Genomic DNA, 12988 nt, shown 5'->3' with positions numbered 1-12988 from the left:
GGGTCTGCTGTTGGCGTAAGGAACGTTATTCAGCATCCATCATCGGCCGGGGAATGGATATTCGCGTCTTGTGACATCGATGTACGTACATTGACGCATACCCGCAAGCCAGGCTTGTCGTTATGGTCTTGATTCATTCGGGAAGGCGATACGATCGCCGTGGATATAAACCAGACATGTCGCAACCGTCGCCGTATGCCAGTCGTCGCAGTTACAACCGCTGGGTCGCAAACCAGACACTGGAAGACTTTGCCTTACGTTTTACTGCCAAAGATGCCCGCCGCTGGTCAGCGGCCCGGGTTTCCAATACCGCACTGGGCGCCATTTCATTTCTGGCGATGGAGGCCATTGGGGCCACCGTGACGCTGATGTACGGTTTTGATTCCGCTGTTGCTGCCATCATGGTGGTGTCGGCGATTATTTTTCTGACCTCGATTCCGATCAGCTATTACGCCGCCCGCTATGGGGTGGATATCGATTTGCTCAGCCGTGGCGCCGGGTTCGGTTATATCGGCTCGACCGTCACCTCGCTGATTTATGCCTCGTTTACCTTTATCTTTTTTGCCATCGAAGCCGCCATCATGGCCTCGGCGATGGATATCCTGTTTGGTATGCCGCTGTGGGCGGGGTATCTGTTCAGCTCCTTGCTGGTGATTCCGCTGGTAACCCACGGGATTACCGTTATCAGCCGGTTTCAGCTGTGGACGCAACCGTTGTGGATTGTGCTGCAGGTGCTGCCGTTTGTGTTCATTCTCTGGCAAGAGTGGTCGGTGGCGCTGGAATGGGTGAATTACCCGGGAGAAATGTCGCAGGCTCAGGGCGTCGAGGGAGCTGATGGGCATTTTGACCTGATGTATTTTGGCGCTGCATCGGCGGTGGTATTTGCCTTGATTGCGCAAATTGGTGAGCAGGTTGATTTTTTGCGCTTCCTGCCGGAGCCGCAGCCCAAAAACCGTTTGCGCTGGTGGCTGGCACTGATCGGGGGCGGCCCAGGCTGGATTGTGGTGGGCATGTTGAAAATTCTGGCCGGGTCATTCCTCGCGGTACTGGCGGTGAGTTCAGGCATGTCGATTGCCGAGGCGTCTGACCCGACTCGCATTTATTATATTGCCTTTGGTTATCTGACGGACTCACCCATGGCGATTCTGGCCATGACCGGGCTGTTTGTGGTGCTGTGTCAGGTCAAGATCAACGTCACCAATGCCTATGCCGGATCGATTGCCTGGTCGAATTTCTTTTCCCGCCTGACTCACAGCCACCCGGGGCGGGTGGTGTGGCTGGTGTTTAACGTTGTGATCGCGCTGCTGCTGATGATGCTGGGGGTATATGAATCGCTGGAGCGGATTCTGGGTATTTATGCCAACGTTGCGGTGGCCTGGGTCGGGGCGCTGGTCGCCGATCTGGTGATCAATAAACCACTCGGACTAAGCCCCAAACATATCGAATTCAAACGGGCCTATCTGTACGACATCAACCCGGTGGGTTTCGGTGCCATGGTGCTGGCCTCGATCATTGGCGTGATCAGTTTTATGGGGGTATTGGGCCCGGTCGCTCAAGCGTTATCACCCTATGTTGCATTAACGACCGCGCTGCTGGTGTCTCCTCTGATTGCGATACTGACACGCGGACGTTATTACCTGGCCAGGGATGTCATTGTCCAGGATTCCGCGGTCTGTGAGTGTGTGGTGTGTAATAACCGTTTTGACGCCGAAGACATTGCCAGCTGCCCGTTGTACAAGGGCGCTATCTGCTCCTTGTGCTGCACGCTGGAATCCCGTTGCCACGACCTTTGCAAAGACAACGCACGACTGAGCGACCAGATTCAGCAACTGTTGGAAATGGTCTTGCCCGTTTGGATGGTGGAACGAATGAACCCGAGGCTGCTGCAGTTTTCCGGGTTGATGGCGATTATCGGATCGATCGTAGGGGGCCTGTTCTGGCTGGTGTATGCGCAGATTCCCTCCTATGCCGAAGGGCATTCACTGCTGGCCGGGACGCTGGCGCAGGTTTATCTGCTGTTACTGATTATCATCGGCGTGTTGATCTGGCTGTTTGTGCTGGCCAACGAAAGCCGTTTGTTTGCGCTGAACGAATCCCAGCGGCAAACCGAGCTGTTGCAACAAGAAATTATTGCCCACGAAGCCACCGACCGGGCCCTGCAGGAATCGACGGAGCTGGCCGAGGCTGCCAATCGCGCCAAGAGCCGCTATCTCGGGGGCATCAGCCATGAGTTGCGCAGCCCGCTGAATTCCATCATCGGTTATGCCCAGCTGCTGGAAAAGGACGAAACGCTTTCCGGGCGGCAACGGGACAAGGTGAAGCTGATTCATCGCAGTGGTGACCACCTGGCGGATTTGATCGAAGGATTGCTGGATATTTCCCGTATCGAAGCAGGACGTCTGGAAATTCACCGCGATGAGTTTGACCTGCACCGGTTACTGGATGAGCTGGTCGATATGTTCCGGCTGCAAGCCGAAGACAAGGGCGTCCGTTTTGACTATCAGTTGTGCCCATACCTGCCACAGATTGTCCGTTCGGACGAAAAGCACCTGCGCCAGATCCTGATCAACCTGCTTTCCAACGCGGTTAAGTTTACACGGGCCGGGACGGTGTCGCTGAGTATCAGCTATCGCAGCCAGGTGGCCGAATTCATGGTGACGGACAGCGGCCCCGGCATCAGCAATCACGATATGCAGCGGATTTTTCTGCCATTTGAGCGGATTCGCAAGCCCGGTGTCCCCCAAACGCCAGGGACCGGGCTAGGGTTGACCATTTCCCGCTTGCTGGCCGATATCATGGGAGGCGATATCAGTGTCGACAGCCAATTTGGTCAGGGCAGTGTGTTCCGTTTGTCGATGATGCTCGCCAGTGTGGCACTGCCGGAGCCGGGGATTGCACCAGAGCGCAAGATTGTTGGTTACCAGGGCGCAGAAAAAACCTTGCTGGTGGTGGATGATGATCCTACCCATCGGGGCCTGATCAGCGAGATCCTGACTCCGGTCGGTTTCGAAGTGCTGGAAGCAGAAGATGCCGGTGCCTGCATCCGAGTATTGCAACAAACGCCGGTGGATTTGCTGTTGATGGATATATCCATGCCGGGAATGACCGGGTGGCAATTGCTGCGCCAACTGCGGAACGACGGCGTCAGCAGCCCGGTGGTGATGGTCTCCGCCGATGCCGAAGATCGGCAGTCGGCATTGGCTCAGGGGGATGCCAGTGATCCGGCGGAGCGACTCAATAACGGCTATCTGATCAAGCCGATCCGCGATCGCAAGTTGCTGGACATGGTTGCCAGAGTGCTGCAGTTGCAATGGCAATACGACGACGATGCATCTGAGCTGAGTGCGCCGTCGGGTGCCGACCCTGTCGATATGACGTTATCAGAAGCGAGGGAAATGCTGGCGGCTGCCGAAGTGGGGCACATTGTGGGCATGGAAGCCGTGCTTGAGCAGATGGAGCAGCGGGGCGCTGCTGCGACCATGCTGCGACGAGTACGACACTACCTCTCGGCCTTCCGGTTCGATGAGCTAATCACACTGACCAAGAAGGTGATCAATGATGAAACATAGCGTCAGCGTCACGGCATCGGGAAGCAGTACCCAGGGAGTGGTACTGATTGCTGATGACACCATTGGTTCACTGGGCATGCTGAATGAAATGCTCGTGCAGGCCGGGTATACGGTGTTGGTGGCCATGGATGGTTTGCAAGCCCTCGCCGTGGCCGAAAGAATGATGCCCGACCTGATTCTAATGGATGCCATGATGCCGAATATGGACGGCTTTGAAGCCTGTGAGGCGTTAAAAAAAGATCCTGATCTCGAAGGTATTCCCGTGATCTTTATGACCGGGTTAAGCGACAGCATGGATGTGGTCCGAGGGCTGGAATCCGGCGGCGTGGATTATGTCACCAAACCCGTGAATCTGGATGTATTGCTGGCCCGGGTGCAGGTTCATATCAGCAATGCCCGCAAGACGCGCCGGGCAATCGGTTCGCTGAATGAAATTGGCCAGCCAACCTTTGCCTGTAACGTGCACGGCCAGCTGTTGTGGTGTTCCAGCCGCACCATCGAAGTCTTGGCCAAATCCGGTTTGTCCGAACAGGCGTTTCAGGAGGCGACCAGTGCCGCGTTGGCGAGCTGGTTTGCCAGTGCTCCGGAACGCTTTCAGCAAGTCCGGGTAGAGCAGAATGCAGGGCAGTTTCTGGTGAAATTTCTGGGTTTACCAGCACCGGGCGAATATTTATTGCGGCTGGTGGATGATGATGAAATCTCGCTGCGCCAGACGCTGCGTGACCATTTTCAATTAACGGTACGCGAGGCCGAAGTCTTGCTGTGGTTGTCGCGCGGTAAAACCAACCAGGAAATCGGCCGCATCCTGACCATGAGCCCGCGCACGGTCAACAAGCACCTTGAAACGGTCTTCCGTAAAATGGGGGTTGAGAACCGCACCTCGGCTGCCGCGCTCAGCCTGGGGTATCTGAGCCGGTTGTGAGTTCCTGTGGCATTTGGGCAAACCACCAGAGGGATCGAGGGCTGAGAATCCTGTTTCCCGGTGACTGTGTACGAATGGTTCCCTGAGCGACAACGTATAAACTTGCTCTTGTAAATCAAATGGATAGAGTGAGCAGCAACAGTCATTAAAGGAAGCTGGTGTGCAAACCCTTGAACAGTTACGTAATGGTGAGTTGAAAGGCTGTCGTCATCTGAAGCTGACACAAGCGCTGGAGACCTTTCCGGAAGAAATTTTTACCCTGGCCGACAGTCTGGAAGTGCTGGATCTTTCTGATAATCAGCTGACCGCTTTGCCCGATGACTTGTCGCGCCTGCGTCATCTGAAAATATTGTTTGCCTCGAATAATAATTTTCAGCATTTTCCTGAGGGTATTGGTGGCTGTAGCGCGCTGGAAATTGTTGGTTTCAAACACAATCAGATCCATCACCTCTCCGAGACCTGTTTACCACGAACTCTGCGGTGGTTGATTCTGACGGATAATGACATCGTACGTCTGCCAGAATCGATCGGGTCGTTAGGCAAGCTGGAAAAGCTGGCTTTGGCGGGTAACCGAATCGGGTTTTTGCCAGACAGCTTCCAACAGTTAACCCAGTTGGGCTTGTTGCGTATCTCTGCCAACCAACTGGCAGAATTTCCGGCGGTTACCTTAACGTTACCCAAGCTCGCCTGGTTCGCTTTTGCCGGTAATCCTTTTTGTGCACCAAGGCAAACACATGCCGATTTTCCGTTGGTGGACGCTGAAGCGCTGGCCTTGACCGAGACCTTGGGACGAGGTGCTTCTGGAATTATTTCCCGGGCTTATTGGCAATCGCTGGAGCAACAAGAGATATTGCAGTCAGAGCAATGGGTTGCGGTAAAGGTTTTTCACGGCGATGTGACCAGTGATGGCTATCCTGAGGATGAACTGGATGCCTGTTTGTCGGTGCCCGCCCATAAAAATCTTGTCACGGCGATGGCCCGTATCAACGCAAACAATATGAGCGCATTGGTGATGGAACTGATTCCGGCCCATTACCAGAATCTTGGCCAGCCACCCAGTTTACAAAGTTGTACCCGGGATACCTTTACCCAGGGGCAGCGTTTTTCTTCCCGGCAAGTCGAGCATATGGTTAGGCAAATGCGCAGTATTGTGTCGCACCTGGAACAGGCTGAAGTGTGTCATGGTGATTTGTATGCCCATAACACCCTGATTGATGCCGAGGGTAATATCCTGTTTGGGGATTTTGGTGCGGCTTCCCGGTATGAGTATTTGTCGGCGCCGCAGAAACAAGGCATTCGCACCATTGAACGCCGCGCCCTGGATCATTTTATTGATGACCTGCACGGCCTGATTCCATAAACACCGCTTTTCAACAACCTGCTAGACTCCGGTCATTGAATGAACACAGGAAAAACAACATGAGTCAGCAAGACAATTTGGTGTGGATGGATCTGGAAATGACCGGTCTGGAGCCAGAGCAGGATGTGATTATTGAAATCGCGACGATTGTGACCGATGGTCAGCTGAATCTGATTGCCGAAGGTCCGGTGATGGCGATTCATCAACCTGCGATTCTGCTGGATGCCATGGATGAGTGGAATACGCGTACCCATGGTAATTCAGGGCTGGTGGAGCGAGTCACCAACAGTCCGATCAGTTGTCGCGAGGCCGAGCAGCGGACGCTGGCGTTTCTCAAACAGCATGTCAAAGCCGGAACCTCGCCCTTGTGTGGCAACAGTATCCATCAGGACCGTCGTTTTCTGGTCAAATACATGCCGGAGCTGGAAGCGTTTTTCCATTATCGCAACCTGGATGTCAGTACGCTGAAAGAGTTGGCCAAGCGCTGGTCGCCGTCGGTGGTGTCTTCGTTCGACAAGGCGGGCAGTCATCAGGCGCTGGATGATATTCGTGAGTCCATTGCGGAGCTGGCGCATTATCGCGAGCATTTTCTCCGTTTGCCGGAATAAGGGCGCATCACAAGGTCAGGTGTCCGAGCCAGTCAGAGCAGAGACTAGACTATGGCCCCCAGCGGTTGGTATCCCATAACAGCCAGCTGGCCGGGTCCTGCTTGAGCTGGTTGGCCAGGGACTGGTTGATACGCTCGGTGATTTGGCGGGCTTGTGCCGGCAGCTGGTCGTCAGCGACGGCCTGTGTCGGGGTCAGTGATGGCTCAAATACCTGACGGTACTGGCCATCGTTGGTTCTTAGGGTGTAGGTCGGAATCAGTGCCATGTGATGACGCAAAGCCATTTCAGCGGCAAAGGTTGAGGTCCAGGCGGGCTGTCCGGCAAAGTCGATTTGTTGGCCGTTACGGCCTTTCTTGACCTTGATGTCGATCAGAATATGGGCGTTGTCACCGTTTTTCAGATGTTGGATCAGTTCACCGGTACGGTTGGTCGAAATCATTCTCGGGCCGACCCGAAAACGCCGGTTAAAACTCAGGTAATCAAAACGGGTATCGGCAAAGTCGCGGTACAACTCCCAGGCTGGAAATCCCAGTTGCTCGATAATCCGGCGGTTCATTTCCCAGTTATTGATATGGCCGCTGACCCATAATATTCCTTGTCCCTGGTCTTTGGCGCGCTGTACGTGTTGCAGCCCTTCTATCTGTGTTCGTTGCCGTTCGTTGCCATCCATGGTGAGGGATTCGGTGGCGGTGAGCAGCATATTGGCGTAATAGCGGTGACGGATATGCTGGCGCTGGGCGACGCTGGCATCAGGCAACAGGCGTTGCAGGTTGTTGTCGAGGTAATGGTTTTTTTTGGCCAACAGCAGGCGTGTCAGTCGGGCAAGGATGGGGCCGGTGGCGGCGTAGCGGCTGATTTTCTGTATTCTGGCCCGGCCCATTATCCGGATCAAACCCACCAGCACTGAAGCCAATAACCAGAGTAGCGGGCGCAGCAGATAACGCTGAAGATAAGTGGTCATAAGGTGTACTCGGTGGTGTGGCCAGGCAACGGCTTAAATTGGCTCCAGCCCATCTTCGAACACCCAGCCGTGTTTGCGGCAAAAGCGGAAAATGCGATTAACAACCGGATTGGCCCAACCGTTCAGAATGCAGAAGTCGACGCCAAGGTCGAGATGGTGGGATTGATGCTGCTCTTTTGTCATAAACAGTCTGGTTTTTTGCAGGACTCGCACCAGCAGGGAAAGTTTGGGCCGATGGGCACAACTGTGTGCGTATTGGGTCAGCATCAGGGCACCGATCAACGTCCAGCCAAACAAGGCCGTCAGGGAGCCGATCCAGTCGAGGGTGTGCAGCAACAGTAACGACACGGTGGCTGGCAGGGTGACAAAATACATCGCGGGCATGATCAGCCGCAGGAAACTGCGGCGGCCCAGTGCGCCGGGGCTAAGGTGGTGAACCTTGAAATCAAAGACAATGGTTTCCAGTGGTGAAATCTTTTTCATCACCGCAGTGCGTTGTTTGAGATATTCCTCCGAGCCTTTACTGCCTTGATAAAAGTACAGTTCCTTGAGGCCAGAGTTTGGCGTAGTGCGCCGATAATCGAGAATAAAATGGGCGACGCCAGACAACAGGTCGGCAAGATAAATCGCCAGAAAAATGACCGGGACAGCCCAGAGAGTTATCTCGCCAGACGTCGCAATACCGACCAGCAAACAGAAATACAGGGTCATGCACAAGCTCACCGCACCGTAGTGCAATAACTTGTTACCTGTAACCCCGTTATTGGCGGCAGAGGGCTTTATCTTTGGGGAGATCCGGGATCCAGGCAAGGTCAGGACTTTCCATATGGGCTGGTCAATAAGCGCTCTATAGTATCGAGCGGATTGGCATATTACAAACCGGCAGGCCAGGTTACTTGACCTGCCGGTCGAAACGAAGGTGACGTTGGTCTGTGTGGTGGTATTGCGATCAGGCGGGCTGATTGTCCTCGCTGACTTGTTCAAGGTTGGCCAGTCGTGCGCCTTCTACAGCGTCGAGGAAGTCGTGCCCCCAGCGTTCGATATCATGGTGTTGTACGGCGTCAAACGCATCCCGTATACGAGAGCGTGCTTCGGCTTCATCCATCACCAGCCCTTGCCAGGCGCTGTCGGCCAGTTCATGGGGTGAGTGAGGGTTGGTAAGTAGCGCTCCACGCAGTTCGGCAGCGGCACCGGCAAATTCTGACAATACCAGCACTCCGGCTCCGTCGACCATTCCTTGGGTGGCAACGTATTCCTTGGCTACCAGATTCAGGCCATCGCGCAGAGGGGTAATCCACATCACATCGGCCATGGCGTAATAGGCAACCAGTTGTTCAAACGGCACTTTGCGGAAGAAAAACTGCAAGGGTGTCCAGCCGATTTGGGCAAAGCGGCCGTTGATGCGTCCGACGGCCTGTTCGATATCCACCTGCAGTTCGGCGTAAACGGTCATCTCGGCAGCGGCAGGAACACAGATAGTGACCAGGGTGACGTTGCCAATCAGCTCTGGGTGTTCATCCAGCAAGCGTTCGAAAGCGAGCAGTTTTTCCAGAATCCCCTTGGTGTAGTCAAGGCGTTCGACAGACAGCAAGACCCGGGTGCCTTCCAGCTCCTGTTTGAGCTGGCGGATTTGTGTCTGGATTTCCGGCTTGTCGAGCGCATGGGTAATACGGCCAAGATCCAGCCCTACCGGATGCGCACCCAGATGAATGATGCGGCCATGAACCTTGATAACGGAGGTCATTTCTTCCAGACCGACGGCACAGCCGTAGGTCATGAAGCGCGGTGCACAGTTCTGTTTTTCCAGCACCTTGATCGGCGTAACCCCACGGGCAACATCGACGAAGTTTTCTGACTGGCGTGGAATATGGAAGCCGATAAAATCGCACTGCAGCAGGCTGCCGATAATCTCACGACGCCATGGCACTACGTTGAAGACGTCGGCAGACGGGAAGTAGGTGTGGTGGAAAAAGGCAATGGTGACGTCGGGACGCAGTTCGCGCAGGAAAGCCGGCACCATCCAGAGGTTGTAGTCGTGGATCCAGACAACGGCGTTTTCGGCGGCTTCGGCGGCGGCTCGTTCCGCAAACAGGCGATTGACTTCCAGGTACACCAGCCAGTCTTCTTCAAGAAAGGTGGCGCGCTCCCAGAAGGTATGCAGTGTTGGCCAGAAGGCTTCCTTGGAGAACTTCTTGTAGAAGATATCCACTTCATGAGGCGTCAGGGCAACACGGGCCGTCATCAGTTTGGGGTATTTGACAGCGTCAACCGGGCTGCGGGTTTTGTAACCAGGGGTCTCGGGGTCGACCGTCGACCAGGCAACCCAGGAGCCGGGTTTGCCGTCACCAAAAAAGCTCAGCAGCGTCGGGATAATACCGTTGGGGGAGGATGGCGGCCGTTCGACCATCACACCGTCTTCTACTTTTTCTTCAAACGGCAGGCGGTGGTAAACAACCACCAGGTCGGACTTGCCGGTTTGTTGTTCTTCGCGGGATTCTGCTTCGACACCGGCCATACCCAGAAAGCCAAAATGATTGAAGGCTTCAATAATGCCGCCACAACCGGCTTTTTCTGCGTGGTAGACCATGGTGCTGCGCTCGGTGGCTTCCAGCAGACGGCTTTCGGAGCCGCCGACACAGACAGACGGGTAGTCGAGCTCAATCATTTCCAGATCATTAAAGCTGTCGCCAGCAATCAGCACTTGATCCTGGCTCAGCTCCAGCCATTCGATCAGGCTGTCGAGGGTGGTGCCCTTGTTGACTCCACGAGGCAAAATATCCAGATACTGGTCGGAAGAATACATCAGGTCGCAGCCCAGCTGACTGACCGCGGCTTTTAATTCATCAGACAGGGTGTCTTGCTCGCAATAGAAGGAGCAACGACGTTCCTGGGGGACATCCTGACGTTGCAGCTCGGTAAAGGGTTCCAGTGCATTCAGTACTGCCAGCTCCCCCGGCCAGTTTTGTTCCACTTCTCCCTGGATATGAGTAATGGGTTGCAGGGTTTCTCCATCCACTATGGTGGCACCCACATCACAGATAATGTAATCCGGTTGGGGAATGGACGGATCAGATAGCAGTGGCAGAACCATTTCGATGCCGCGGCCGGTGACAAAAGCCAGGCGGATATCGGGGTGGTGATTGATCAGGTGATAAAGCTGTTGGCGATCGTCCGGGTTGCCGGACAAAAAAGTACCATCAAGGTCTGTGGCAAGTAACATCGTGCGTATTCTCCTTCCGGGGCTGGGTTCATCTTGAACGATGGGCGGCCCTGGTTGACTGGTCGTGATGTCGTCTTGGACATCGGGTTAATTGGCTTCTGCAGCCATGATGCCTGAGCCTTGGCTCGGGCCATGTGGAACAACCGGTCAAACTGCGCTTGCTGTAATAACTGGCCGAGTGACGGTGTTCCTGAATGCGTTTGTGTATCTCTGTTGTATGTTTCTTTTGTTACGTTTTGTCGGATAAGGTTCGTTGTTCTGTGGCCTCCGCCCTGCTCACGAGGTTGGAGGCTGGGTTAACGGTGGTTCATCTGGCTTCGTGGAACTGCCCGGTTCCTCTGTGTTATCCACTGCGGATGTATCCGCTGTCGGCTCGCTGTCGTCGATGTCATCTTCCGGCAGCATTTCCAGTGCGGTAGGCGTTGTCCGTACCATGGGTACAAACGGCGCGGCGGATTCAATGTCATCGGCCTTGGTTTGTGGCCGTTTCAGCGAGTAAAAGGCATAAGCAGCAATCATCATATGAGCCAATACAAAAAACAGCAGCAGTGCCAGCGGGCTGTAATATTCCATCAGAGTCCCTGCAACAGCGGGGCCAGCTGCGGCACCCATGCCATGAATCAGCAGCAAGGCACTGCCGGCAGGCAGGATATCACCAGGTTCCAGATGGTCGACCAGATGCGCAACGGATACCGGATACACCGCGAATGCAGCACCACCCCAGAGAGCCATTAGCGACAGTACCAACCAATAGGAGGCCGGTAGCAGAAACAGCAGCAAGGCTGCTATCACACCGGCGGAAGCCGTGATTGCCAGCACCTGGCGGCGATCGTGGTGATCCGAATAGCGCCCCAGCGGGTACTGGAAGATAGCACCACCAATAATAGTCGCCGACATCAGCATGGCCACCTGGCTGCTGTCGAAGCCGATGCGCTGGCCAAAGACCGGCATCAGTCCCCAGAAAGCCCCCATCGCAAGACCGGAAAAGACGCCGCCAACGACAGCGACCGGTGCCAGCTTGACCAGCCTTTTGGGTGAAAAACGTTTCACTTCCGACACCGATGGCTGGGCCAGACGCGTCCAGGTAATCGGCACCAGACTGATACACACCAAGATGGCCGCCAGCGCGAAGAGGGTAAAGTTGGCCGGGCTGTCGAGCTGCAAGAGTTGCTGCGCCAGCGCCAAGGAGACCAGGTTAACGGCCATATAAATCGCAAACACCTGACCACGCTGCTGTTGTGGTGTCTGGTTGTTGAGCCAGCTTTCAATAATGGTGTACAGAATCACCAGTACTGCCCCGGTGACGACTCGTAGCAAAATCCAGGCGATCGGATTGACCAGCAAGCTGTGCAACAACACAACCGCAGCGGCAATGGCAGCACAGAGCGCAAATGCCCGAATATGACCAATGCGGCGCAGAATGGGCAGGCCAATATAAAAACCGACAAAAAAACCGGCAAAATAGCCCGAACTGATATAACCGATCAGGCTGTCACTGTAGCCCTCGAGGCCACCCCGCAAGGCCAGCAAGGTGTTCAGCAGACCACTGCCGAACAGCAGCAGGGATACCCCAAGGAGCAGTGAACCAATAGGAATAATCAGCGGCAGCATAATAATGTTGTTCCTTTCATGTGGGTGTCGTTCATGGCTGACGATTAACAACAGGGAAAACAAACCTGGCTGTCTTGCTGACTTGTCGCCTGCCAGATTGGACCGTGTAACGACCAGGGAATCTAGCGGTTGCATCACAGGGAATTGACCATTGGCCGACACCACCTTCGTTATGGCAATGTACCCGTGTACACCAGGGATCGGGGTGATTGCCCTTGCCCAGGTAAGGAGCTGATTGACTGAGAATATGGTCGTTGCGTTGGATATGTGCCGCCATCTGAAATGAAAACAAGACCTAGAATGGCCCTAAAACAGGGCATATTGCCAGTATTGTCCACAATGCGAGGCGCCAGAGTCGGTTTTTTTGAGAGATATCGGACGGGTTATCCGTATTTTACCTCTAGGGATGACTTTGGTTGCTGGTGGATTTTTCAGAACGTCTTAACAGAAAAAGGGAAGTCAGCCCCAAGATTTTCGCACTACATTTACTCCGCATCGAGCCAGTGTTTGCATTCAAGCGACTTGACAGTTAGTGATAATATCGTTCATCAATTGTCGTTTTGGCCCATATGTAATACAACAGCCTGAAATAACGGCGGTAAACACCAGCGAGTGAGTCAATAATGGCTATCGAAAGGGAACATTGTATCGCAAACTCAATGAGTAAAGGGTTTAACGTATGCTGGCATCAGCAAAGAGATAGCTGCTTCTTTCAGGTGGCTATACTCTGAATATCC

8 protein-coding genes are annotated in these 12988 nt (G+C 54.4%); 4 read left to right on the top strand and 4 right to left on the bottom strand.

The window, feature by feature from the left end; translation table 11 throughout:
- The first annotated feature begins 176 nt into the window (after positions 1-176).
- From Q8W32_RS09690 to orn, 4 genes are all read left to right on the top strand, one after another.
- Positions 177-3569 (top strand): ATP-binding protein, encoded by a 3393-nt coding sequence (locus Q8W32_RS09690; protein ID WP_305414719.1) that lies wholly within the window; start codon positions 177-179, stop codon positions 3567-3569.
- The gene (locus Q8W32_RS09685; RefSeq protein WP_303433187.1) at positions 3556-4491 is read left to right on the top strand and encodes a response regulator transcription factor; all 936 of its coding nucleotides are present in this window, start codon (positions 3556-3558) and stop codon (positions 4489-4491) included. Before Q8W32_RS09690 ends, Q8W32_RS09685 begins: the two co-directional genes overlap by 14 nt.
- Positions 4492-4651: 160 nt before the next feature.
- Positions 4652-5851 (top strand): leucine-rich repeat-containing protein kinase family protein, encoded by a 1200-nt coding sequence (locus Q8W32_RS09680; protein WP_305414718.1) that lies wholly within the window; start codon positions 4652-4654, stop codon positions 5849-5851.
- A 59-nt stretch (positions 5852-5910) separates the two neighbouring features.
- Positions 5911-6459, top strand: coding sequence for an oligoribonuclease (gene orn, locus Q8W32_RS09675; RefSeq protein WP_303433189.1), 549 nt, complete (start codon positions 5911-5913; stop codon positions 6457-6459).
- 49 nt (positions 6460-6508) lie between these two features.
- On the opposite strand, the gene Q8W32_RS09670 is transcribed toward orn, so the two are convergent.
- The 4 genes from Q8W32_RS09670 to Q8W32_RS09655 all read right to left on the bottom strand — a co-directional run bounded on the left by Q8W32_RS09670 (position 6509) and on the right by Q8W32_RS09655 (position 12251).
- Positions 6509-7420 (bottom strand): lysophospholipid acyltransferase family protein, encoded by a 912-nt coding sequence (locus Q8W32_RS09670; protein ID WP_305414717.1) that lies wholly within the window; start codon positions 7418-7420, stop codon positions 6509-6511.
- Positions 7421-7453: 33 nt separating this feature from the next.
- Positions 7454-8131 carry a fatty acid desaturase CarF family protein gene (locus Q8W32_RS09665; protein WP_303433192.1) on the bottom strand — a complete coding sequence of 226 codons (678 nt, stop codon included), beginning with the start codon at positions 8129-8131 and terminating at the stop codon, positions 7454-7456.
- A gap of 238 nt (positions 8132-8369) precedes the next feature.
- Positions 8370-10640 carry a glucosylglycerol-phosphate synthase gene (gene ggpS / locus Q8W32_RS09660; protein ID WP_303433194.1) on the bottom strand — a complete coding sequence of 757 codons (2271 nt, stop codon included), beginning with the start codon at positions 10638-10640 and terminating at the stop codon, positions 8370-8372.
- 276 nt (positions 10641-10916) lie between these two features.
- Entirely contained in the window at positions 10917-12251 is a 1335-nt protein-coding gene (locus Q8W32_RS09655) for an MFS transporter (protein ID WP_305414715.1), read from the bottom strand.
- Between the last annotated feature and the right edge of the window lie 737 nt (positions 12252-12988).

The sequence above is a fragment of the Oceanobacter sp. 3_MG-2023 genome, from assembly GCF_030688925.1.
In the GTDB taxonomy this organism is placed as follows: domain Bacteria; phylum Pseudomonadota; class Gammaproteobacteria; order Pseudomonadales; family Oceanobacteraceae; genus Oceanobacter.
This window is presented reverse-complemented; position numbering and strand designations above follow the sequence as displayed.

Bases quoted from the DNA above. Each gene is read 5' to 3' on its own strand.
- ggpS (WP_303433194.1), bottom strand. From the start codon at position 10,640: ATGTTACTTGCCACAGACCTTGATGGTACTTTTTTGTCCGGCAACCCG.
- Q8W32_RS09685 (WP_303433187.1), top strand. From the start codon at position 3,556: ATGATGAAACATAGCGTCAGCGTCACGGCATCGGGAAGCAGTACCCAG.
- orn (WP_303433189.1), top strand. From the start codon at position 5,911: ATGAGTCAGCAAGACAATTTGGTGTGGATGGATCTGGAAATGACCGGT.
- Q8W32_RS09665 (WP_303433192.1), bottom strand. From the start codon at position 8,131: ATGACCCTGTATTTCTGTTTGCTGGTCGGTATTGCGACGTCTGGCGAG.
- Q8W32_RS09690 (WP_305414719.1), top strand. From the start codon at position 177: ATGTCGCAACCGTCGCCGTATGCCAGTCGTCGCAGTTACAACCGCTGG.
- Q8W32_RS09655 (WP_305414715.1), bottom strand. From the start codon at position 12,251: ATGCTGCCGCTGATTATTCCTATTGGTTCACTGCTCCTTGGGGTATCC.
- Q8W32_RS09670 (WP_305414717.1), bottom strand. From the start codon at position 7,420: ATGACCACTTATCTTCAGCGTTATCTGCTGCGCCCGCTACTCTGGTTA.